Annotated in this window: 26 protein-coding genes; 7 read left to right on the top strand and 19 right to left on the bottom strand. The window is 40.1% G+C overall.

Annotation, left to right across the window (positions count from 1 at the left end):
* Positions 1-21 precede the first annotated feature (21 nt).
* A complete protein-coding gene (locus FUT79_RS03570) occupies positions 22-840 on the bottom strand; it encodes a DNA adenine methylase (RefSeq protein ID WP_044634746.1) in 819 nt (272 codons plus the stop codon).
* Positions 841-948: 108 nt separating this feature from the next.
* On the opposite strand from FUT79_RS03570, the gene FUT79_RS03575 reads away from it, so the two are divergent.
* Positions 949-1,503, top strand: coding sequence for a hypothetical protein (locus FUT79_RS03575; protein WP_024751798.1), 555 nt, complete (start codon positions 949-951; stop codon positions 1,501-1,503).
* Positions 1,504-1,506: 3 nt separating this feature from the next.
* Here the strand turns inward: FUT79_RS03575 and FUT79_RS03580 are convergent, their stop codons facing one another.
* The 14 genes from FUT79_RS03580 to FUT79_RS03640 all read right to left on the bottom strand — a co-directional run bounded on the left by FUT79_RS03580 (position 1,507) and on the right by FUT79_RS03640 (position 15,627).
* Positions 1,507-2,808 (bottom strand): synaptonemal complex protein 1, encoded by a 1,302-nt coding sequence (locus FUT79_RS03580; RefSeq protein ID WP_148878549.1) that lies wholly within the window; start codon positions 2,806-2,808, stop codon positions 1,507-1,509.
* 28 nt (positions 2,809-2,836) lie between these two features.
* Positions 2,837-5,206: a hypothetical protein gene (locus tag FUT79_RS03585; protein WP_244951116.1), complete on the bottom strand. Its 2,370-nt coding sequence runs from the start codon at positions 5,204-5,206 to the stop codon at positions 2,837-2,839.
* A 24-nt stretch (positions 5,207-5,230) separates the two neighbouring features.
* On the bottom strand, positions 5,231-5,809 hold the full coding sequence (locus tag FUT79_RS03590) for a hypothetical protein (protein ID WP_148889264.1): 579 nt from the start codon (positions 5,807-5,809) through the stop codon (positions 5,231-5,233).
* A 28-nt stretch (positions 5,810-5,837) separates the two neighbouring features.
* Positions 5,838-6,275, bottom strand: a complete 438-nt coding sequence (locus FUT79_RS03595) for a hypothetical protein (protein ID WP_148889217.1) — start codon at positions 6,273-6,275, stop codon at positions 5,838-5,840.
* Positions 6,276-6,300: 25 nt separating this feature from the next.
* Positions 6,301-10,059 carry a phage tail tape measure protein gene (locus tag FUT79_RS03600; RefSeq protein ID WP_148889266.1) on the bottom strand — a complete coding sequence of 1,253 codons (3,759 nt, stop codon included), beginning with the start codon at positions 10,057-10,059 and terminating at the stop codon, positions 6,301-6,303.
* Between the two features lie 40 nt (positions 10,060-10,099).
* Positions 10,100-10,273 carry a hypothetical protein gene (locus tag FUT79_RS15000; protein WP_187426435.1) on the bottom strand — a complete coding sequence of 58 codons (174 nt, stop codon included), beginning with the start codon at positions 10,271-10,273 and terminating at the stop codon, positions 10,100-10,102.
* A 17-nt stretch (positions 10,274-10,290) separates the two neighbouring features.
* Complete coding sequence (locus FUT79_RS03605) at positions 10,291-10,677, bottom strand: hypothetical protein (protein WP_024751792.1); 387 nt, start codon at positions 10,675-10,677, stop codon at positions 10,291-10,293.
* Positions 10,678-10,758: 81 nt separating this feature from the next.
* On the bottom strand, positions 10,759-11,610 hold the full coding sequence (locus FUT79_RS03610) for a hypothetical protein (protein ID WP_148889268.1): 852 nt from the start codon (positions 11,608-11,610) through the stop codon (positions 10,759-10,761).
* Positions 11,611-11,636: 26 nt separating this feature from the next.
* On the bottom strand, positions 11,637-12,086 hold the full coding sequence (locus tag FUT79_RS03615) for a hypothetical protein (protein ID WP_024751790.1): 450 nt from the start codon (positions 12,084-12,086) through the stop codon (positions 11,637-11,639).
* A complete protein-coding gene (locus FUT79_RS03620) occupies positions 12,076-12,690 on the bottom strand; it encodes a phage virion morphogenesis family protein (RefSeq protein WP_148878633.1) in 615 nt (204 codons plus the stop codon). The genes FUT79_RS03615 and FUT79_RS03620 overlap by 11 nt, the downstream gene beginning before the upstream one ends.
* On the bottom strand, positions 12,687-13,145 hold the full coding sequence (locus FUT79_RS03625; RefSeq protein WP_024752645.1) for a hypothetical protein: 459 nt from the start codon (positions 13,143-13,145) through the stop codon (positions 12,687-12,689). Before FUT79_RS03625 ends, FUT79_RS03620 begins: the two co-directional genes overlap by 4 nt.
* 61 nt (positions 13,146-13,206) lie before the next feature.
* Positions 13,207-14,202, bottom strand: a complete 996-nt coding sequence (locus tag FUT79_RS03630) for a major capsid protein (RefSeq protein ID WP_039943274.1) — start codon at positions 14,200-14,202, stop codon at positions 13,207-13,209.
* A 49-nt stretch (positions 14,203-14,251) separates the two neighbouring features.
* Positions 14,252-14,599, bottom strand: coding sequence for a hypothetical protein (locus FUT79_RS03635; RefSeq protein WP_002695879.1), 348 nt, complete (start codon positions 14,597-14,599; stop codon positions 14,252-14,254).
* Between the two features lie 26 nt (positions 14,600-14,625).
* Complete coding sequence (locus FUT79_RS03640; protein WP_187426846.1) at positions 14,626-15,627, bottom strand: SH3 domain-containing protein; 1,002 nt, start codon at positions 15,625-15,627, stop codon at positions 14,626-14,628.
* A gap of 111 nt (positions 15,628-15,738) precedes the next feature.
* Here FUT79_RS03640 and FUT79_RS03645 point away from each other — a divergent pair, with 111 nt between their 5' ends.
* A complete protein-coding gene (locus FUT79_RS03645; protein WP_244951147.1) occupies positions 15,739-16,065 on the top strand; it encodes an STAS-like domain-containing protein in 327 nt (108 codons plus the stop codon).
* Between the two features lie 52 nt (positions 16,066-16,117).
* On the opposite strand, the gene FUT79_RS03650 is transcribed toward FUT79_RS03645, so the two are convergent.
* The 3 genes from FUT79_RS03650 to FUT79_RS03660 all read right to left on the bottom strand — a co-directional run bounded on the left by FUT79_RS03650 (position 16,118) and on the right by FUT79_RS03660 (position 18,006).
* Positions 16,118-16,678, bottom strand: coding sequence for an ImmA/IrrE family metallo-endopeptidase (locus FUT79_RS03650; RefSeq protein WP_024751784.1), 561 nt, complete (start codon positions 16,676-16,678; stop codon positions 16,118-16,120).
* Positions 16,665-16,955, bottom strand: a complete 291-nt coding sequence (locus tag FUT79_RS03655; protein WP_002695871.1) for a hypothetical protein — start codon at positions 16,953-16,955, stop codon at positions 16,665-16,667. Before FUT79_RS03655 ends, FUT79_RS03650 begins: the two co-directional genes overlap by 14 nt.
* A gap of 181 nt (positions 16,956-17,136) precedes the next feature.
* The gene (locus tag FUT79_RS03660; protein WP_244951109.1) at positions 17,137-18,006 is read right to left on the bottom strand and encodes a S24 family peptidase; all 870 of its coding nucleotides are present in this window, start codon (positions 18,004-18,006) and stop codon (positions 17,137-17,139) included.
* 494 nt (positions 18,007-18,500) lie between these two features.
* Here FUT79_RS03660 and FUT79_RS03665 point away from each other — a divergent pair, with 494 nt between their 5' ends.
* On the top strand, positions 18,501-18,941 hold the full coding sequence (locus FUT79_RS03665) for a hypothetical protein (RefSeq protein WP_148878668.1): 441 nt from the start codon (positions 18,501-18,503) through the stop codon (positions 18,939-18,941).
* A gap of 5 nt (positions 18,942-18,946) precedes the next feature.
* The gene (locus tag FUT79_RS03670) at positions 18,947-19,393 is read left to right on the top strand and encodes a hypothetical protein (protein ID WP_148889175.1); all 447 of its coding nucleotides are present in this window, start codon (positions 18,947-18,949) and stop codon (positions 19,391-19,393) included.
* Between the two features lie 108 nt (positions 19,394-19,501).
* Here FUT79_RS03670 and FUT79_RS03675 read toward each other — a convergent pair whose 3' ends face one another.
* Positions 19,502-20,089: a hypothetical protein gene (locus FUT79_RS03675; protein WP_148889173.1), complete on the bottom strand. Its 588-nt coding sequence runs from the start codon at positions 20,087-20,089 to the stop codon at positions 19,502-19,504.
* A 195-nt stretch (positions 20,090-20,284) separates the two neighbouring features.
* Between FUT79_RS03675 and FUT79_RS03680 the strand changes: the two genes are divergently transcribed.
* From FUT79_RS03680 to FUT79_RS03690, 3 genes are read left to right on the top strand one after another with little or no spacing between them, the layout of a single operon-like run.
* Positions 20,285-20,626 (top strand): helix-turn-helix domain-containing protein, encoded by a 342-nt coding sequence (locus FUT79_RS03680; RefSeq protein ID WP_148878638.1) that lies wholly within the window; start codon positions 20,285-20,287, stop codon positions 20,624-20,626.
* On the top strand, positions 20,623-22,503 hold the full coding sequence (locus FUT79_RS03685) for a Mu transposase C-terminal domain-containing protein (protein WP_148889270.1): 1,881 nt from the start codon (positions 20,623-20,625) through the stop codon (positions 22,501-22,503). Before FUT79_RS03680 ends, FUT79_RS03685 begins: the two co-directional genes overlap by 4 nt.
* A 5-nt stretch (positions 22,504-22,508) precedes the next feature.
* Positions 22,509-23,450, top strand: coding sequence for an AAA family ATPase (locus FUT79_RS03690; protein WP_244951130.1), 942 nt, complete (start codon positions 22,509-22,511; stop codon positions 23,448-23,450).
* Positions 23,451-23,452 lie beyond the last annotated feature (2 nt).

Raw genomic sequence — 23,452 nt, forward strand, 5'->3', positions numbered from 1 at the left:
ACCCTTTTTACAAGAAATATTTTAAAGTTTTTTTACTTCTCCGTCAACAATTCCGATTGGATAGTTTGCGGTTAGGACTTCTATTTTTGTCATTCTTTTAGCTTTCCCCTTTGCGCTTAAAGAAGAGGCCATTTTTAATTCAATGCAGTACCAATTATTTTTTTTGGTAAACTCCATAAGGGCTTTGTTTCGATAAGAACTAAGCAAGAATTTCCCCTGTATATTTTGCAGCATTCCTAAAAGGTTATCAAAATCTTGTTGAGTATAACCGTCATAATGTCCTTGATGTGTACCTACATAGGGCGGGTCAATATAGTGGAATGTATCGGCTGTATCGCGGGAAGCAATAACCTTTAAGGCATCGCAATTTTCAATTTGCAGCATTCTAATTCTATTTGATATTTTATCCGTAAACTCATCTATTTTATTTACAATATTCTTTGTTGTACTCTCATTCTTTTTTTCATACGCAAACCCCGTCCCGATACTATTCCCAAATGACATATTAGCTTGCACCCATACAGCCCATGCTCTTTTTACCGTATCAAACATGTCAGGGTTTTCGTAAATTATTTTGGCATGTCGGTGCATTTCACGGCTATGCAGCGTTTTCATAATTTCTTTTTGGAGTGCTGGGAAGTCTTCTTGTACAACTTGGTAAAAGTTGATGATTTCCGCATTTGTATCGTTGATGACTTCAGCTTGTGAGGGCTCTTTCGCGAACAGAACAGCAGCACCTCCGCAGAAGGGTTCGCAGTAGATTTTATGTTCAGGAATAAGTGATACTATTTTTTTTGCAAGCTGTTGTTTGCCGCCGTAATAACTAATAGGTGTTTTCATTTTTTACTTCCTTAAGCTTTTATTTTAGCCATTGTACTATTTTAATTTTTGACTTTTCGGAATATAGATAAGGTGGTATAATAGAAGCGGAGGAAGGTTTTATTTTTATTGTTTGCGATTGCAGCCTTGGTCGGGTGTAGAGATAACACGCAAGCCGGCAGCGGTGTAGATACCGGATCGACTAATTCCGGGGCGAATAATTCAGGCAAAACGCAACCAAGCGGAACGCAATCAGGCAAACTTGAAACCGTTGGTTTTGTATCAAAAAGATGGTTTGACGATAAAACAAAAAGACCTGAATTTACTATTAAGAATTATAAAGTAACCTTTAACGATGCCCCGGCATTTGATGAAATTACATGGATGACTTATATATACACTGAAACTGTTGGTTTTACCAATTGTGCAGGTGGGGATACTGTTTATCCGGATGACTATACGTGCTGGGATATATATTTATATCCGGCTAAGCCTGAAAACGATTTTGCCGAAACATGGCTTGCGAAAGATAGTCTTGATTTTAGTAAAAGAATAAAAATACCGGTTACCAAAGTTGAAGTGCTGGACAATCAATATTTTGACCCCGCAAGCGGGCATCCGTTTAAGCTAAAGGTAAGCATTAAAGGCTACCCTGATATGATTATTGCAGGCTCAAAAAAATAAATTTTAAAAATATTCTAGCACAATGTAAGCTGAACAATTAGTACTTATCGCACTAAACAGCAATTGAGCCTTAGTAGTATTAAGCGCAATCATATTTTTTGCCGCAGCATAGGCTAAAGGATAGGTTTCCTTTCCGATTGTTACAACCCCTTCTATGCTTGTTATGGTATCAATGTTGAGCGGTTTGAGATCAAGAGGTTTTCCCAATCCTTTTTTCAAAAAATAAATAGGTATTGAAACTCTTTTTACAACAACCCCATTCCAGTTTGTTTTATCGGTACGCCATATTTTGTTTGTTTCAGTTTCAAACCCGTCAAATTTATATATATCGCCTCCGGGAGCGGGCTTGTTTTCGAGTTCTTCTACACGGTTTGAAATTTCGCCGAGACCTGTTCTAAGATTCGCAACATTAACTTCAACTACATCAAGTGCTTTTTTATTTACGGCTTCGGCTTCAGTTTGGGCATCGGGAACTTCAATAGAGCTGTTTTTATTGCGGATAACATTATGATAGGGTTTAAGCTCTGCAGTACGCTCGTCAAGTTTTTGCTCCGCCGATTGTTTTTGTTCATCGGTTGCGCTTGACTCATCGATACCCGCAGGCAAAAAGTCTTGCAGTGTTAGGGTGGGGTTTTCCGCCTTAACTTTTTTTGTGAGCGTTTCAATATCGGAGATGAGTTCATTTTTTGCTTCGGTAATTTTGTTTTGTGTTCTTTCTTCACTTGTTTGTATTGCTTGGGTTTGGCTCTTTAAGTTTACCAGGTCTTCATTTTCTTTTGCATCCGCCGCCTTCAGTCTTCCGTCTTCGGTTCTGTATGCGATGGAGTTACCGGTAACCGTTTCGGTTGCGTTGTGTGCTTTGCCGTTTGTAATGTGTTCTTCAAAGTTGCGCACGAGTGTGTTAAATTCTTGTGTTTGTTTTTCATTTATTTCGCTTAGCGTGTTTACTCCGTCGGCAATGCAATTAATATCTTCGGCAGATAAAAGGTCTCCATAAGAATGATAGCGAATAAATACTTTTTCAAAACGTTGATTGAAGGTCAGCGCTTTGTAACAATCAATGTTTGACATTTCAGAAGCGATTGAATCGATTTCTGCAAAGTTATAATCGGTTTCAAGGACAAGCGGCTTTTGCATTGTATCATCTTCATAGACTTCCATGGTGTTTGAAAAATAAATTGAGTGTTCAACATAGTATACCTTATTCGGAATAATGTTTGTAATTTTTTCTTTTTGTACAAAGTTTTCTGAATTTTCCTTTGTAAGGTCTGCATTAAATAATTTCCTGATTCTAATTTTTTCCATTTTTATAATCTCCTTAGATTTTTTATTTTTACGCATACCCCGCTTCTCGTTTTGCAAGGACGGGGCGGTCTTTCAATGCAAAACTTTTTAAGGCTCTGCTGTCGCGAGTATGCTTTTTAGTTTGTTTAATTTTTATCTTTTGGGCTAATGCACCGTTATAGGTGTATTCCATTTCATCAATTATTCCTTGCATAAATCCATAGCCGCGTAAACTTTTAAAGGCGATTAAATCGTAGAGCATCAGGCGCGGGTCGCTCCATGCTTGTACACTAAAATCTTTTGCAAAGTGTCGGTAATAATAACTCATTGATTGTAACACATCGCGTGCAATGTCATCGGAGGCGAGTGCGCCCACTTCAATATTTTTTACGATTTCGCCATTGACTTGTATGTCATCTTCGTTTCTTGCGGTGATTGTTTTTTTAAATTGTGAAGGAGTAAGACGGCTGCCGTATATTTTAACGGTGAGCGTTTGAGGGTTCTCTTTAAAATAATTCCACGCCTTAACTTCAATTCCTTCGTTAGTAATTCGATATAAGAATTCAAATTGAGTTTGTTTAAAAATGTTTTCAATTTTAATGAGGTCAAAACTTGCCGCATCTTTTAAATCGATTTTAAATACTTCCGGCTTATTGTGTGCATTGCGCGACTCGACTGCTTCGGCATCGGCGCTATTTAATGACGGGTCTTTTTCAGGGATGATATACGTGCGCGGCATTTTCGGTACAATGAAGTTTTCCGTTTTTAAAATAGTATTATACGGCTTTTCTCGTATCATTTGAATAATAGTGAACTGCTCTCCTTCATCTCGGTCGATAAAGTTCCAAACCTTCACAATTGCCCGTATCGGTTTTTCCTGTGCGCCATACTCGTAAATGGTTTCATATTCAAGGGCTTTCGGAATAAGCGGGTCAGAGAATTCAAGGGCTTCAAAATTATCAGGAAGTAAAATGGTAAAGGTTGCACTCGGCTCTGCTCCTGCGCCGAGTTCGCGCTCATGAAGGGGAATGCGTATTTTATCTTGCGGAAATTCCCGCTTTGGGATTCGCTCATTGTAGATGTATGATTGCTTTTTCCCAGCATGATATTCACCGTCATATTCATACGTTGCGTATGAAAGATTAATGATATTTGGCGAAAGTGTTTTAGTTTGTCCACCGCCTTGTGATTTGTATTCGTGCAATAAAAAATAGCGCAATGGGTAGCGAATTGCTCCGTGACGAGAGAGCATCGGTGTTGCGATGAGGGCGGAGCCTGTTTCATCGCAGGCGCAAAAGGCGTTGGTTAATACGCACAGTTTATTTAGCAGTGATCCGATGTTTCCGTTTAAAGGGATGCGATTTAGCGCAACCCGTTTTAATTGCTCGTCAACTTTGATAGCAGATAAGTTTATTGCGTTTGCGATTTTTGCAAAGCACTCATAGGCGTTTGTTTTGTCTCCTATTCCTAAATTAAGATAATCATTTTTACGCACTCCGATATAGTCTTGTGCTTTTACAGTTACACTTATTTTCTGCTCGTTCGTGTCAATGTCGGTTACAAAGAAGTTTCCGAAGTTCAATATAAACGGCTTTTGATTTTTTCGTGTATTGAGAATGAGTGCGACGGAGACAATCGCATTTGCATTAAAAAAACCTGCAATGGGGCTTTCACTATTTTTATCATCATACATGCGAGTTATATTATTCAATTCGATTTCAAGTGAATTAATATAGAGCCTGCCAATAGAGCCTTCTTTGTTTTCTGTTTTCTTTTTTTGCTGTTTAATTTTTACTACGTCTTTTTCAGTAACAAAGAATTCAAATCCGGGATAAAAGGAGACAATCCATATTCTTTTATTCGCTGTGTGTTTCGTAACATGCAATTCAAGGATACCGACATTCTCTGCTTTTAGTGGAAAGACAATTTCATTGCGTGTATTGTTTGTAATTGTATACCGGGTGATTTCCGTATCGTTTTTTGTTTTTGCAATTACGGTTGCCTCTTTAATTATTCGGTCAGGATTAGTGCGGATAGTAATTTTTTTTGTGTCTGTGTTCGGCAGATACAGTTTGATACAATCTGTTACCGATCCGGAGTGGTCAGCTTTCTTTCCGATGTAGCCGATGTGTGAATATGGCTGGCGCTTTACTTGGTGGATTCTATTGTCGCGGTGAATATTGTACGGTTCAGGGAACACGCGATAATTTATTTCCTCGTCAATAAAAAGTCTCTGTTCGATATGGTATAAATACGGGTAGACTATTTGGTCAGGTACCGATCCCGTTTGTGTATTCGGGGCGAAAATCTTAATGCTTTCCGGCACTTTGCAGGAGAGAAATGAGAAGATAATGCGAGCGGTGTAACTGCGATTATTGCCGCGTATTTTTTGTTCGGTTGAAAGGGGTGTTTTTATCATCGCTCTGTTAAAAAAACTTTTTAATTACTGTCCTACAAACAAATACATTTCAACGGTGATATTTTTCGGTCGAGTTTCTTCAGTTTGCCTTCCGGAAGCAGAGCCGGTTGAACTGCTTTTGTTTTCCTGCTGCCACTGATATTGTGCATCAACTCCTTTTGTACTTCCAACTCCATTACTGCCTTCATACGTGTAACTATGGGTATGCCGTTGCATTGCATCTATTTGTCCGCCGCCATTGCCTCTTACCCCTGAATCATAGCTTACCGACCCGGATCCACTAAAGGCACTTGCATTGCCGCCTGCAAGACGTAAGAAGGTGCCCGGATATTTTTCGTGTAAGTTTTTCCATTCAACCGGTGCAGTATCCGTAAATTGCTCCCAGGGGAGGGGCATGCCGGGGAAGCGAGTATATAAAAATCCTATAGGCGGAATGGAAGGCGGAGTGCTTGCGGCAGCTTGCAAGGCTTCATAAATCGCTTTTATGGACGCTACTACACAATTCCAGTTTTTGTTTGTTAACGCATCATCAGGATTCAGTGTAGAAGGTAAGTTCTTTTGCACCTCCAAAAGTTGTTCATCAAGTTTTGATTTTAATCCCATTTTTTTGCTCCTTAATTAAGTATTTTTTTTAATTTATTTTTAAATTCACACCTGTATAAATAAACATATTATTTTTTCGGAATGAATAATTTATTTTTATCGTGCCGACCACTTCTATTTTAATTGCATGAAAGTGTTCCCGGTTAAATCTTGCAGCGGTTGCCGGCATGTGTTGTTTTTTGATAAATAGCGATTTTTCTTTTTCAAAGTCGGTTTGTTCAATACATCTAATAATCATTTGAATGGTGTTTAATCCCTCATCAAACAGTGTTGCAAACCTAATCGAAGCTGATTCATATTTTCTGATTATGTCTTTTCGTTTTATGCCGTTTGCAGTTGTAAGCTGCGAGGCGATTTCTTTTTGCTCAATTGTAATTTTTCCGCCGAGTGGTAGGGGGAAAAATTCTCCGTCAATTACAATGACATCTTGCGGATAGTGTTTGGTAATATATTCTTGTTCGGTCATGTTCTTTTTTTTAACTCCTTAATGTTTAAACACGCCAGTTTTTATTTCCTTCTTCGACAATGTTGTATACTTCACGGTCGTGATTTCTTAGTGCGTTTAAAATACTTTCTTCTAAATCATCTCCTTGATTGTGCACAACTTCGACATTGTATGTTGCAGAATAATTCGTACTTGCGCTGTTATCGGTATTATAAATTCCTGCGGCTTTAAACATTGTTTCAAGATTCGGCAAGTTAAGTGGCAGTATCACTTCAGGGATTCCCGCTTCAGCGACAAGCCCCGGGGCGCCGTTCGGTAAGGTGATGCCGGTACCCGCTGCACTCGGCATAACAATACCGCCTTGTGCGAATTTAATCGGGCGAGGTGCAGGCGGTAAGGCTTGCTGGATGTAGTCGGGCGGTAAGGGTTGCCCCGCAATAACGCCTATTTGTACGCCTGCCATTACAGCGGCAGCAGTATGTGCAGCTCCTGCTGCAAACCCTTGCGGATTTCCGGCAACACCAAGTGCAAACTGCGCAACCGCTTCCGCCGTTTCTATTGCTGCTTTAATACTCATGCTAATAACACCTTGTGCCTTTTGCCATTTTGCAGCTTCCTGTGCAGCCTTTGCGGCGGCATCTCCTGCAGCGTTTTCTGTTGTAATTCGTGTAACCGCGTATTCATGTTCGGCTTGAGCTTTTGCGTTTAATAAGGCAACCTCTTGCATGCGCGCTTCTTTGTCGCGTTTTATTTTTTCATCTTCCGCTTTTTTATGTGCTGCGTCTTCCGCTTTTTTCTTTCGAGCCGCTTCAAGCTGCTGTTCCGTGTTGCGGAGTTTTATCAAATTGGTTTCAACTTCAAAACTTCCTGAAAGCTCCTGTATACTTCGATTGTATTCTGATTGTCGTCTCTCAAACTCTTCTTGCCTCCGCTGCTCTTCGCGCTCGGCATCTTCAATTTGTTTTTGCTCTCTTTTTTCTGAAAGCTCATTGTCGATTTCTAAAAGCGTTTCGTTTTTTTCACGCTCAATTTCAGCAAGGCGAATAGCAGTCTCTTGTCTTCGCTTCTCTTCTTTATTATTTATAAATCCTTGCGCTGCATCTGCAATTTGCGAAAATGTCGAACTTATAATTCCGCCGATTTCAGAAAACTTATCGGCAATTTTGCGGGTAGCTTCGGCAAATGCATCGCTCGCTTTCTTTGCCGCTTCTTCGGCAAGCGTCCCCATGTTGTCCGCCTGCTTTTTTATTGCCGCTGCCTTTTCCTGATCTTCTTTGTTTGAACTTTTTTGCAACGAAATATACTGATCTAAAAGTTCATTACGTTTTTGGCTGTATAGGTTTGCTCGTTCCTCCCACTCGGCGCGGTTTAATTGTTTTTCTGTTGCACCTGTAATTTCTCCGGTTTCTACTTTTAATTGTACTTTAAGCTCAACGTCCGTTTTTGCTTCTTCAGTAAACTTTTTTATTTTCTCAAGTTCTTTTTGATGCCGCTCATCGGAGAGCCTGTCAAGTTCCTCATTTGTTTTTTTTGTTTCTTCTAAAATTGTTTCATGTGCAGCGCCTACCGCTTTTGCAAGCGATTGTTCAACAGTTAAATTTTTCTCCGCATTCTCTTTTAAATTTTTTGTAACATTTTCTTTATGAAAACTTTCTAAAAGTTCAAGCCGTTTTTTATAAAAGGATTCCTCATTTTTTAAAAGTAACTCTTCTTGCTCTTTTTTATCTTCAATAGATTTTTTTATAAGCGCAACTTCAGCTTCGTATTCTTTTTCTAAATCAGCAAGCCGTTCCGCTTGTGTTTTTTCATTTTTTTCTTTTCCTTTGCCTGTTTCATTAATTGGTGCCACTGCTTGTTCAGGCTCAAGTTCCGGCACAAATGATTCCTTTGAATAATCGCGTAATGCTGCAATACCGCGCTCCGTCTCTGTGATGTCTATTTTAAGTTTCGCAATTTCTTCGCGTGTCTTTCGTAAACCGTCTTTTGCATTTGTTACCGTTTTTAAAGAGTCAGGCAGTAATGCAAATTTTTCAAAAACTTCTTCAATAGACCATGCAGTGCTTTCGCTGTATTCTTTTACGATTTTCGCAAGGTCGCTTTCAGCCGATTGCAATTGACTAAGCACTCTTTTATTATGCTCTAAATCTTCCTGCTTCCTGTCAGCTACATCATGAGCAGCTTCAACCGATGCTTCAACATCAATTCGTGCTTTCCCCGTTGACTGACTTATCATAATCAAGGACTGCCCGGTGATTGCGTTTATTTCCTTAGCGATTTCTTTCATGCGCAATGCTTCTTGCGCATTCAGTTTTTCTTTTTGATTTAATGTTTCATATGCTTTTGCAAGTTCGCTTATGCGCTGCGCTTGTACCATTGTCGCGGTATTCGCTTCAATTGTTGCAAGCTTTTGTTTAAACTGTTTTTCAGCAGCTCTGTCCATCCATGCCAACAGTTCTTTAATTGCAACAACAGCCGCTGCGGCTCCTGCAATTGCAAGCATAAACGGGTTGCTCGCACCGATAACTTTAAATGCGGCGTCCATTGCTCTTAAACCTCGCTGCACGGCAATGATTCCTTTTACCAATCCAAACGCCCCGGCGGTTACCGCTGTGAATGTGATAAGAACTTTCCCAACAGAAACAATAAGTTTTAGTTGTTCTTCATTTAAATTTTTAAGCCACTCGGCAAGTTTAAAGACGGGAGATAAAAGGGCTTGTAAACTCGGAATTAATTCTTGGCCAAGTTTAATTGCGAAGCTTTGTGCGTTAAGTTTTGCTTGTTCAAGCTGGAAACCGAACGCATTTGGTCCCGCTACGGTTGCATCGTTAAATGCCTGCTCGGTAGCCCCCGCCGATTCGTTCATTGCTTCTAAGTCGCTTGCGAATTTTGCAGCTCCTTTTCCCGCCGCATACAAGGCGAGTTTCCCCGCTTCAGCAGAACCGAAAAGATTACTAATAGGTTCCCCTGTTTTATCGGCTACCGATTTTAATGCTTGCAGTGCTCCGGAAAGTCCTCCAAATTTTGCAATGAGTTCTTCACCGGTTGCAACTCCTAATTCTTTAAAACTTTTTGCAAGCCTCTCTTGCGGTTTTTGCAATTCAGTATATACAGCCGAAAGCTTTGTTGAAACTTCCGCAGCTCCGCCGATTACACCGGTTCCGGAAGAGAATATGGCAAAAAGTTCTTCTTGAGAGACACCGAGATCATTATTCATCGATGTTACCCGCTGCATGGAAACAGCAAGATCGCTCATTGATGTTTGTCCGAGCTTTAATGTTGTGAAGGCTAAATCTGAAACCCTTTTTTGAGCTTCAAAAGAAGTGTTCCCGTATGCTTTTGTTACGGCAGATAAAAGCTTAATAGATTCTTTTGTAGTTGCCCCTCCCGCCGTTGCTCCCTTTGCGGCAAGTTCAAGATTCTTTGCGCTATCGGCTGAATCTCCGAATGCGGAGATTATTTCGTATAAGCCTTCGGTTAAATCTTTGGTTGTTTTGCCGACAGCAGGAGAAAGATTTAGGACGTTTTCTTCAAGTTCTGCAATGCGCTCTGTAGCTCCCGGAATAAGTGTTTGCACCTTCCCAAAGCCTTCGTTAAATTCAACCGCCATTTTTGCAGTTGCAATGCCGACAGCGGCAATCGCTGTTGTTGCAATTGCCGCTTGCTTTGCAATACTGCCATAAAGCTCGCTTACGTCTTTTGTTTTTTTATTAAAATCATCGAGGGCTTTTTTTGACTCATCAATTGCGGCTTTAAATTTTTCATTGTCCCCAGTGATTTTAAAAATGAGCTCTCGCACTGTTGCCATTTTTTTTACATCCTAAACTTTTTTTTTAAAATATTTAAATCTATCGATACAAATCTTCGATATTATCAACTTCCGATTGTGTTAATAACTTTTTTTCTTTTTTAATCGGAATACCTTTTTTCATCAATTCAAAATTAAATCCTGCGCGCACCTTGTTAACCAAAGTTTCAAGGCTCCATTCAGTTAATATTTCGCGCTCTGTTATGTTATACATTAAAAGCGCATGGTTAATTATTTCTCCCCAGTCGTTTTTTTTTCAATATCGTCATCTGAAGACTCTTCTCCATCGCTTGGAATTGCAGAAGTGAAATTGGTAAGAATTGCGTATATTATATTTTGATACATTGCATCGATTTGCTGCGCAGTTGCATTTTTTAGTAAATAATCTTCGGTAAACTCAGGATGAAAAAATGAACAAAAAAGAGAAACCGAGCGCACCGTATCATGGAATAATTTTTCAGGCGGGTCATCTTCTTTTTGCGTTTCTACGTTTTGATTATGATTATCAAGTAAGGGAATTGCAAGCCCTGAAGGAATATAGCCTATTTCAAATTCTTTTTCTAAAAATTTTATCTTTACGCTTTCAGCTTTTAATAAATCAAGATTTACCATTTTCATTTTTTTTACCTTTTGTTCCTTAACTTTTTTTTAAAATCTTTGCCGGTTGCGCACTTGCATCCGGCAAAAAAAAACATTTTATTACACGTCTTGATCTTCTCGATACAAACTTCCGGGTTCAAGTTCTTCATCGCCGATTAAATCGGGATGCGGAGAAAATTCAAAACTCATCGGAACTTCTGCGACATTGTCCGAATCGTTTTTTGATTTTAATTGAATTGAATCTTCTCCATCATAAAAGCCATACGGGAATTCAAACGTGCGATTGATAATTCGTCCGTCATCGGCTTTACGACTGTTTGTTAAGCGCATTGATATCGGCTGTACAACTCCGCCTGAACCTTTTGTTAACCGATAGCTTTTAATCGGTATTGTTTTGTATTCGATTGTTATAGGCTTTGTTATATCGCAAGTACCTGTCGGTAAAAACTTATAACCCCATGCTCCAGATTTACTTTGAGATACTTCATAATCGGATTGGGTTAAATTTTTACCGCCCTGCTTGATAGTAATATCCTTCGGCTTACTATTATCAAAACTTGCATGGCTGAATTCATAAAACTTATCGAGGGCGAATGTGTTTGCTTGAAGCTTTTCGCTTTTTTCCTGCTCTTTCCCTCCCTGTGTGCTTACGGTTACAAGTCCGTGCATGATTGTTCCTAAAAGCGGAATATGCCTTTCAAGTAGCGCAAACTCAACCTTGCCCTTAACATCCGTTTGTCCTTTAATTGGCACCGTGCCGTTGTCAGCCTTGATGTCGATTTTGCTTGAGGAAAAAGAAATTTTAATTCCGCGCGCAAGCCCTAAATCTTCCAAGTCCTGCAAATCCCATGTTTTAGCAGTGCGGTCAAGTAAAATATCTTTTTTTGAAATTTCAATTTTCGCACTTGCAAGAACGATACTATTCGGGTATCGTGATTTTGTTACATCCATTTTTTTTAACTCCTTAAAAACGATTTTTACATTACTTCATCGAGATTGAATTCAAGTTCGATGAGCCAACTTTCATTGTATGAATAAGATCGCTCCTCCGATTCTAAATCTGAAAAGAGGTCGTCATCATCCCGTAATGGTCGGTGATACGCTAAGCCGTATATTCCTTTTTGTTCATTCGTTTTATTTTGAATGGTGAACCCTTGCGTATCATCAAAAAATTGTGCTAATGCTAGAGAGCGGGATAAGCAGTCATTTATTGCCGGCTCACTTGCGGGGATTTCCGCGAAGACGGTGCCGCGCATTCTAAAACGTGCCCTTCCGTTTCCAATTAATGCCGGGTGCGGCAACAGTGTAAGCTCAACATGGAATTTCTCCGACTTCACTTCGCTCGGCGCAATGATTACCGGCGTTTTTGTTTGTTCCGATAAAAGCCCTGCATAGGATTTTATGATTTTTAAAAAATTACACGGCACAATAGTCCTCCGCTCTTTTTTCCATTGCTTTAATTACTGAATCCGGTAAAAACATAAAGGGGCGCGCAGGGATTGTTATTTGTTTTTTTAAAATAAAAATTACTTTCGGCTCTTCGTCTTTTTCTTTTGCCAAAATAACATTTGCCCTTGTGCTTGTTCCTTTTCTATATGGTCGATAAACAGAAACACCTTTATTTTTTAACCCTTCAATAACTTTGCGCGGCGAAAATCCGTAACGCCTAAATAACGTTCTTGTATAAGGACTTGCAGGGATACAAAGGTACTGCGCATTTTTAGGTCGTACAACTGTTTCTTTTTCCCCATTTTCCGGATTATGAGTTCTTGCGTACGGAACCTTTGTTCCGATTACCGCTTCGCTTTCAGAGTGCTGCGCGGTAAGACTTGCGCGCAACTTTCCATAATCGCGAAGCGTATTATCTCCCTGCTTTACCGATTTTGTAAGCGGCGCATTTTCAGGCTTTACATTGCTTTCAATATTTTTTTGAATTGCACTTAAACCCATAAGCGAAAACTCTTTCATAAGAGGAGCTAGAGAATCTGCAGGTTTTAAATTATCATATTGAAGCGTAACTTGTATCTTCATTTTTTTACCTTCTCACTTTTAGGATTTGTCAATGCAATTTCAGGCAACACCGCTTCCCGCTCTTTTTCAATGGAGCGGTACCGGTCGCTTATTAAACGCTCTGCGCGCTCCATGTACTCCTTTGCTTTTATGCGGTCGCCGTTATACGTGTAAAGCTCGTATACGGTTAAAATTTTTAACACTTCCTTTTGTGTTCTGCTAAAAGGATTTATTTTTTCGCCGACTAAATGAAGGAGCGTTTCCGCTAATTCTTCAGCACGATTGATACAATCTTGCGTTACCTCATCTGCTGCACGATCTTCATCCCAACTCAATTCGCTATACAGTTTTGGCGATATAAAATTTTTAATATCAAAAACGGAGATGATAGATTGAGTGCGCGAAGTTCCCGCCTGTTTCCCCGACGGAGGAATGTTGGCCGGATTGGCGGGTAAATTAAACATCTTGTTACTCATTTTCCATCATCTCCTTAACATAAACTTTTTTACATCGACATTTTTACATAAATAGAGGGTTCTATTTTAAATACTTCTTAATTGTTGATTTTGAAACTGCAAATGCCGGCAATGGTTTTGAAGAGGATAAAACCTTAATCCCTGAAGGATCGGTTATCTCTTCATAGCTTGCGAAAAACGGCAAGGGTTGCAGCTTTGCATCAAGCTCATCGAGGGCAGCATAAAACAACTTACCGGTGTTTTTTAGATCAATAGTCTGAATTGATTTTGCATCCACTATAGGCGTTGTTGCCGTTTGTCCCGGAAGTGCGTAGGTGCCGCTCATTGGCATAAGTTTATATTTACCGAATAAGGTGCAGCCTGTTTCTGTCCATTGAACCGGAACGTTACTTGTTACCTTTGCGATAATGTCAATGATTTTTGAATACACATCTGAGCCAACTAAGAATACTACATCAGCAGATGCGCCCGTTTTTTGCTGCTCAACAAATTGCGATTCAAGTTCTTTTTGCACATCAGCCAATGTTGCCGTAGCGGTAAGAGCGGCAGCATTTAATTCTTTAAGCTTGCCGATTTCGACCTGATATATATCATCGGCTCCGCCTTCGATACTTGCAGGATACGCTATCCTTCCGCTCAACGATTGGCATACAAGAATTTCAGTTGATACCGCCGTGCGGTCGCGTAAGTTCTCGATTACCTCGGTCAGTTTTGCGTTAATGTTCTCAACATCGCCCATTGCAATAAGGTTATTTAATTCAGCCCCGGATATAAATCTGTTCATGCTCAAAGGCTGCACTTCAATCATGCCGAGCGATTTTTTATCGCCGCCTACCGCATAGGACTTTGTTCCGCGTAAGACAACCGGAACGGCACCGGTTACATTTTGAATGTCAGCAACCGCAATATACGGACTTGTTTTTTGCTTTCGGCTTGCAGCCGGAAAGAGTAGATCGGTCATCGGCGTTTGCGGCTTTGGTAGACCGCTTACCACATCGGTAAAATTCTTTAAATTAAAAAACGCATTGAGCGCCCCTGTTAATTGCGTTTTAATCATCGTAAAATCTCCTTAAAATTTCTTTTTTAAAAGCGTTTAATCCGCATTTTTAATTAATTGCATAAAGCCCGTTTTTACGGAGCTTCTCAACCAAGGTTTCAGTACAAGCCGCACCGTCCGCCCCGAATGTTACCGCTTCCTTTTTTACCGCACCGAAGACAACGACCGCTGCGGTGCTGTCTTTGCTGTCGCCCTCAACCTCAGAAAGCAAAAGAGCGATTGCATCTTCGGTATCGGCTGCAAGATGTTCAAGCTTGCCGTCAACCAGTTTTAAAGCCGTGCCGGCTTTTAAACCCTTTAGCCCATCTTTCAGCGAGTACGAAACGATAATATGATTGTTGCCTGAAAGAATGCTTGATTGTTCAATTGCAACTTTTCCGATATTTGCATTAATCATTTTTTTTATCTCCTTAAATTAAAAAACTACAAAGCGCCCATAAGTTTTGCAGCCGAGCTTGCATAACTTGCGCCTTGCCCTGCGCTCTTTGCCTCAGGGTCACTTAAAACAATTTCAGTGCCCAATACCGGGTCAGCCATTGCGTTAAAAATTGCCGTAAGAGTTTCAATGCTTGATGCCTTCTTTCCGTCCGAGAGCAAAAGCTCATTACTTAATGTAAGCCCATTCGCTAACACTTCAAGGTCTTTTAAATGCGCCGCCGGAACCTTCCCTTTTGCTGCCTGCATAAGGCTTGCCGTTTTTGTTTTACGCAGCTCATTCAAAAGCATTTTTGTGCGCGGGTCGGAATCTGACAAGCTCAATTCATCTTCAGGGTGTTTTTCCTGAAATGCTAAAAGCTTTCTTTTCAACTCTTCGTTTTCAGTTTTAAGCTTTTCAAAATCTTCACCGCTTCCATTACTCCCGGCCTTTGCTTTTTCAAGTTCCGCGGTGAGTTTTTGAACCTCTGCCTCAAGTTCGGCTATCCTTTTTTTAGCCTCATCAAGTTCATTCATTTTTTTTACTCCTTCGTCCATATCGGACAATGTGATTTTCCAGACCGCGGGAAATGCGTGAATTACTCCGCTGTCATCCAACTGTATTTTTTCTTTTATATTTTTTTTAAAACTTTTAATTGCCGCAGGCTCTTCGCCCAAATATGCCAAATGGTGCAAGTACAATTTTCCGGTTTCGCCTGAGCGTTTCGCTCCGATTGAGCATTCCGGGAAAAATCCCGCGTCAACGGCTTTCGCTAATTCATCCTGTTCTTCAATAATGCCGTATAAAATACCGTCTTTTAATTCAAGGCTTACAACAGATCCGAGTCGAGGTTCAGCCGCTTCGGTAACATGCCCGATTGTGATGGGGCTTGAATCTTGTGCGGTAAATGATTCGTAAATTTCCTGTAAGTCTTGTTCGCTTACAATTTGCGTATTCGATTCCGAGCCGAAAACTCCGGCACGCGCAATCGGTCTTATTCTTGTTTTCATAGCTTGATGATACCGCGTTTTAAATGCGAAAATCGGAGAGGAGATACATTGAATGTAATTTTTTTTAGTTGAGTTTTTTATTTTTTAAGGTATAATGTGAAAAAAAAAGAGGTGAGAAAATTGAAGGAAGCAACATTAAAAGTAGCGGAATGCGGCAGCGGCTATAAATTTCAAGGAGGAAGATTTATTCACATAAGTCCTGACTCCGGAGAAGAATTCAGAAATAATTTTTTAATACCGTTTTTAAAAAAAAATAAAACCGCGTGCCAGTTGTGTGTTGACTTTGCCGGCACAATTGTTTTTACTCCGGGATTTTTGGAAGAAAGTTTTGGAGGAGCAATCCGGCGCGGGTTTCAAAAAGAGGTGAGGAAAATTCGATTTAAAAATATTCTTCCTGAAATAAAAAAAGAGCTTTTGCGCTTGATAAAAGAAAAATAAAAAAGCCCCGCGCATTTTGCCGGAGCTTTTTTTTGATGATTAAAATTTAGACTTATGATATATTATCTATCCCGTTATTGCGATTTTGGAGCTGCTTAAAATCGGCAAGCACGTCTTCCCAAGTTTTATGCAATAATTGTTTGTCGCTAATTGTTGAATAAAAATCATTCTTATCCAGTATTGCTAAAATACCGAAAACAGTCGACAACGGTTCCATGTTTGTTTTTTCTGTAAGGTTTGCGTTTTTATCAATGCTGTTTATATATTCTATCAAATATAAATGCCCCAATTCATGTGCAAGGCAAACCCTAAGCTGTATATCGTTTAACCGTTCAGAATAGCCGATTAAGAAAAATTTACCACGTTGGTATTGCGCCCGAGCCGAAAGATTATCTTTAGTCAATGGTAATGGTTTTATAATTATTTTAAACATCGGGTTTTCTGTTAATTCTTGCAATTGAATTTCCATCGTACGTATTATATGTGCTAAATATTGTTCTTTCATACCATCTTGAATTTTTTTATATTCATCCGCAATAATATTTACAGATTCAATTTTGACATCAAATTCTTTTGCTATTCTGGCTTTTTTTTCATTATCAATTTTGAACATTTTCTTGACCCAGCCCTAATTTTTCATAGTATGAATATAATTTCCAACTGCCTTCTAAAAACATTTGCAGAGCTAATTCATATTTATGCTCAGGCGTTATTCTTTCTTCTCCGGAAGAATAAAACACTTCGGGACTGTACATAGCTTCATCAAGATAAGCCGTTTTTTCTTGTATATCTTGAATGTTAAATGTTTTAAAAGTATCTTCTATTTTTTCTTTAGTCTTTGATTCGCGTAATGATACGACTATACGTTGATCCATATTTTCCTTACTCATACTTTGCCCCCAAGAATTGTTTATTATCACTACCTAATTATACCTCAAATTTCCTGAATTTACAATCCCTCATCGCCCTTAAACCCTGCCCACAGCTGCGTAATGCCGTTTAAAAAACGTTCGAAAGATTTAAGGCTATCATTTTAGCCTTTTTCGGTTTAAAGCGCGTTAAAAGCCGTTTTTACAGAACAGTAATAAACATAGCCTTTGCTTCCCAGTTTCCATCTTTAAGCGGAATAATCGCCCCGCTGCCGTCTTCAAACAAAAGCTGCCACTCTCCCTCATCTGTTTGGTGGAGTCGTTTTAACGTGGTATTTTCTCCATATTTTACGACCATAATTGAACCGTTTACCGGGCTGTTGCAGTATTCTAATAATACATGGCTGCCGTCCGCAATTCCCGCCGCTGTCATGCTGGTACCCTTAATTTTTGCCACGCAATATTTATGCCTCTTTTTTAAAAAGCGTTTCGGTACCGGGTAGGTTTCATAATTGTCAAAAGCTTCTATTGGAAAGCCCGCCGCAAGGTTTTCAGCAAGCGGTAAATCTTCCGTTTCTTCCTCTTCCCCGTCCGCGCCGTAATAAGCGAGCCGCTCGTGCACTTCACCGGTTGAACCCATTGTGCGAATAATTGACTTACGAGGATTCTCCGGCTTTTTCATGTTTTCAGGAGAATATAATTGGATAAGCTTTTGTAACTCCTCTTCTATGGCTTGTTGGCGATTTTCTATTTTTTCAAACCTTTTGTTTTGTTCTGCGAATTTAGGAGCGATGGTCTGTTCTACCGCATTATTAAATTCCCGCAACAAAGGATTTTCTTCCGCGTTTTCGATGTCAGAAAGAAGCATATTACTATCATTGCCCATTATCCAATTAGGATTTATCCCGTAATAATCCACTAATCCTTTTATAAACTTAGAAGGATTTTTATTTCTTCCTGTCTCAATATCTCGGATATAACCGTTTTTTACCCCTGTTTTTGCTTCAAGTTCAGACTTAGTACAATTAAAGTGTTGTAAAATCATAGCAATTTTATTTTTCCAGTCATTCATTTAGGATTTGTCCCCTATAAATATTAAAATTTATATAAATTTTCGGAAATATCCCTTGACAATTTAGGATATATCCGTTATTATAAAATCATGGCGTAAATATTCGCCACTTTATAGCGGTTGCCTTGTAAGAAATGGCGTAAATATTCGCCATATCATAAAAGCAACACTAAACAAAACGGCGTAAATATTCGCCATTTCCGATTATATCGAAAAAATCGGAAAAAATAAAGACGTGGAGTAAGCGCAGGACTTCTGAAACGTCAAACTGGTTTTTGAAAAGCGATTTTATTTTATTCAAGTGCGTAAGGGAAAAAATAAAATCTGATAGGAAAGAAAAAAGGATAAGTACACCATGACTATCCTTAACAGGCAATGCCGATGCACTGCTTTCCTACCAACATAAAAAAACGGCAAAAGCCCCGCAAGGGTTTTTATTCCGGTTCAAATCCGGAAGCGGGGCATCGGGATACTTCCCGAACGGAGGAATAAACATGGATTTAACTAAAATTATTGACGACTTGGTTCGTAAAAAGTCTAAGTCGAAGCTTCAAAAACTTATTGCCAAATGTGGCGGATATATTTTCAGCATAGATTTCATAGCAAAGGACGATAGTACAACAACAAGATACATAAATATCTTAACCAACGATTTTGATGAATCACTGAAAATTACAAAAACATATTGCGGCTATCCTTTTGAACAAGATGAAAAACAATGTTCCGTATACCTTCGCTTAATAAGCGACATCTCACCGAACGGACTGTATTCCGGCAGTATTGTTTTTTTGCAGGAACAAACAAAAGAAGCGGTTAAAAAAAGCAATGAGCTTACCATTCCCTACACTGTTAGAAGTATTAAAGAAAAAATTAAAACATTGCCAGAATATGATTTGTGGGATTTTAAAAACCGCATTGAGGAAGAGTTGATGTAGGAGGAATGAAAATGGATTTAACAAAAAAGATTGACGATTTAATCGTGGCAAATGATGAGTCGGGATTGGATGCGATTATCAAAGAACATGGCGGATATATTTTTAAAACGGAGTACCTTGGTTTTACGAGTAATCACGGACTTATGGGAGAGTATTTTTACAGCAATTCTTTTGAAGAAGCCGTGGGAAAAACAAAGGAATATTTAAGTATTCCCTTACAAAAAAAAGAAGACGGACTTTCAATATCTCTTGAATTAATAACTAAGTTTTTAAATGGCGGATTAGAATACGGCGCAAATATCTTTTCTAAAAAACAAACAGGGAAGGGAATCACCTCAACTTGCAACTTAAGCGATTGCAGTAATTTTGAGCAAATTAAGCGAGGAACTGAAACGCTATCGGATGATGATTTATTGAGGTTTAAAAAACTCATTGAGGAAACTTTGATGTAAGCACAATCCCCGCCGCAGTGGATGCGGCGGGGTATACGGAGGAATGTTAGGAGAAAATAAAAAATGAATATTTATTTTTTTCTTGCGATTATTTTAATTGCAAACAATTTACTGATTTTGTTCCATCTTCTTATACAACTTTCTGAGCCGCTTTATATCTTTTTTGTTAAGATTAAAACAATAATTGTCTACGATTTCCTGGCCTGTCTCAATTCGTATTTGTGCAAGAATATTTTGATAATGCGGCTGGCTAAGAGTGAGGAGGCTTTTTTTGAGCTTTTCGGCGGTATTATCGGAGTTGCCGGAATCCTTTCCGAGCAACAATGCGTTATTAATAATTTTAGTCGCCGAAACGATACGATGGAGATCGGCGATATATTTACACACATCTTTACTTGCAATGAGTACACCCCGGTTGAGAAAATCGACGAGTTGTACGCTGAGTTCCTCGATGAATTTATCAAAAGCGATAAGCGAACAGAAATCCAAATCCGGGTACTCATAAATGAACTTGACCATTGCAGCAGAAAGCTCGTGATAAAACTCGATTCGTTTTGGGAATACTTCATAAAACAATCGTTCCTTGCGAGCCCGAGCGTTTGCGAAAAAGTTAAACAAAGAATTAAGAGCAAATATTAACACACTTCCGCCTACGGTTATACCTGCTGCAATAATTATTGCTAACTCATTACTCATAAAAAACACCACTCCTAAAATTTTTATAGTTTTTTTTGGCGAATTAATTATAGCAAATTTTAAGATGGTTTTATACCTTCGAGCCTTGCGCCCGAAGGTTGCCCCGCAAGGGTTTTTATTCCGGTTCAACTCCGGAAGCGGGGCTTTGGGAAACTTCACCTAACGGAGGAAAACAACATGTAAGGAGGAATCACTATGGACAACAGCACTGTACCTCTTGATGATTTTTTAATTTTGGAAAAATACGCGGTAACAAGTAGACCGTACCCCTTTGACCTTGAGCGTAAACAAAAGGTAGAGCGGGCTATGTTTGACGCGGGTATTCGAAGCGTTTCCGAATTAGCGAAACGGTTAAAAATGAATTATACAAGCCTATCGGAAATAATCAACGGTACCCGCTTAAGTAGAAAGGCAGAAACTCGTATTGCAGCCTTTTTAAAAAGGCCCGCCGCCGAACTCTTTACTGTACGTACTCCTTTAGAACTTGCAAAGATGAACAAAAAACAAATTGAAAGTAACGGGGGGCGTGTTGCATGAAAGTATCAACAAAAGATATGGCGGATATTTTAAGCATAAGCCGCAAAGCGTTATTAGAAAAAGCGGGGCGGGAAAAATGGCAGTACGTTAAAAGGCAGGGCGGCAAGTTTTGGATAACCGAAAGCATGAGCGAAGATGTGCAGCTTGCCGTTCTTTCTGCCCGAGAGGTAGCAACAAAAACGCAAAGCGAATCGGGGCAGTTATTTACACAAGTTACCGAATCGGAGCGAGATGTTGCAAAGCTTAGAATGTCAATCATAAACGCATACAACACCGCCGAGCTTTCGGCGAAGGAGTTTTGTAAGGCGTTTAATGCAGGGGAAATTTCCCTTGCATTAAAAGAGGCATACGGCAAGCATTTAAGCGAGCGCACCTTTTACCGCTGGTTAAGTGAGTTTACGCAAAGCGGGATTTCAGGAATAACCCCGCTATACTCTTCCGGCAATAGCCGCGGAGGCAGCGGGGCAAGTTTAACCGACGAAGAAAAAGATGTACTCAAACATTTTTATTTAGACATTAACAGACGAAGCATTAATCACTGCTTCCTTGCACTTAAAGCAAACTTGCCGGATACAACGGCAACGTATCAGGTTTGTTATCGGTATTTAAAAAGTTTACCGCCTGCACAAGTTGACCGGTACCGCAAAGGCGAAACTTTCTTTGAAGCGCGGCACCTGCCGTACATTGAGCGAAACAAACCGCTATACAAAAGCATGGAGCATGTGCAGGGGGATCACCATATATTAGATCGCGTGGTTAAGTACAAGGGAAAGCTAGTGCGGCCATGGGTAAGTACTTTTATTGATATGCGAAGCGGGGCGGTTTTAGGTTGGTGCGTGAACACAAACCCTTCAAGTCAAACAATTCTCGCCGCGTACTACATGATGATTGTGCGCTTCGGAATTCCTTTAGTTGTGCACGTCGACAACGGCAAGGACTACAAGGGTAAAGTAATCAAGGGTCAGAGTGCGCGCATGAAAGTCTTTGATGCGGCCGGAGTTGAGCGAGAAGAGGAAGTGCTTATCACCGGAGCAATTGTAACCTGCGGCAGTAAATTAATTTATGCAACGCCGTTCCATGGGCAATCGAAAGGCGTTCAAGAGCGGTTCTACGGGGTTCTCGAAGAGTATTACTCAAAGAATACCGGGAACTATATTGGCAGCAATACGAGCGCTCGTGTTGACGAGCAGCGGCTTTTTTGGAGAGCAATAAACGGCAAGGCAAAGCGGGATGATGTAAGCGAATGGGCTGATGTTGTAAACGAATTCGTCCACTGGGTGCATTGGTACAATACCGAATGGGTTAGCAATGCAAAGGGGCGAAAAGGGCTAACGCCTGAGCAGGCTTTTTTAGAAAACTTACCTGAGAACTTGCGCGCCCCCGATATGGAAACGGTAGAGCTTGCGCTCACGAAGGCGGAGGTGCGCACCGTTTCGAGAAACGGCATTCGAATTGGCAGCACCGAATATTGGGCTGAGGAGCTGCGGGGCTTAACGGGGCAACAAGTAATGGCGCGGTTAAATCTCACCAATAAAAATGAAGTGCTCGTCTGCGATTCAAAGGGCAAGGTTTTATGCCGGGCGTATGCGGGCATGTTTATTGAAACAGGCAATACAGAAGCGGACATGGAGTTTGTGCAATCGGTGCGCAAAAAGGTGCGCGCTTTTGTAAAAGACAATCCGCTTGAGCGGCTTTCGTTTAAACCTAAAAACATGCTTGAAATTGCGATGGAAGCAACCGGCATTGAAACGCCGCAAATCGATTCTTACATTCCGCAGCTTGAAGAGCCTGAAAAAGAAGAAAAAGAAACTGAACCTAAAAAGGGCAAGTATCAAAATTATTTTGATGCGGATGATTTACAAATACTAACATCATAGGAGGAATGAGAATGAGTGATGTTTCGATTGATAATCTTTCAGTTAAAGAAAGGTTGAAGGAAGCGCTGCTGCGTTTTGACATAAGTCAAACGAAAGCGGCAAAAGAAATGGGTTACACATCGAGTGTATTAAGTCAATATTTAAATGACACGTACCGCGGCGATGTTGTAAAAGTTGAAGAGGCAATAATCAAATGGATTGCGCGCAAAACCGAAAACGCCGGCAAAAAACATGTCGCAATAATTGAAACCACTGCGATGCGGCAAATGAGCCGGGCAATTCGGCTTGCGCACGATGAAAAGGACATCGCCCTTATTGTAGGAGATGCCGGAAGCGGAAAGACAACAACAGCCGAGCAATACGTTCGCGACAACCCGCGCACTTCTATTTTGATTAAGTGTTCCGGGGCAATGAGTAAGAGACGCATGACCGAAGAGATTGCGCGGCAAATAGGACTAAATACGTATCGCGTTAAGTTTGATAACCTCGTTGATATGGTAAGTGAGGCGTTAGCGGAAAAAGAAGCAATTGTAATTATTGATGAAGCGGATAGTCTTCGCGATGATGCCTTAGAGTTTAGCCGCAGGCTCATTAACGATTTAGGAGAAACGGGTCTTGTGTTGATAGGACTTCCCGGGCTTGCTGCCCGCATTCAAAACTTAAAGAATGACCACCGCCAGCTTGAAAGTCGCATCGGGGTATTTTTGAAATTACAAGGGCTTATGAAAGTCGACGCTGAAAGAATAACCGAGAGTGTGTGGCCTGAAGTTTCGCAAGAAATTACGGAATCCATTTATGAGATTTCAAAACGAGATATTAGGCAGTTTGTAAAGATTATCAATCGATCACAGAACATTATGACTGCAAACAGGCTTGAAATGCCCAATGTTGAAATAATCGAAATGGCCGGCAAAATGATTTTACGCAGAAATTATATAGGGGGGTAAAA

It is taken from the genome of Treponema phagedenis (assembly GCF_008153345.1).
GTDB lineage: Bacteria > Spirochaetota > Spirochaetia > Treponematales > Treponemataceae > Treponema > Treponema phagedenis.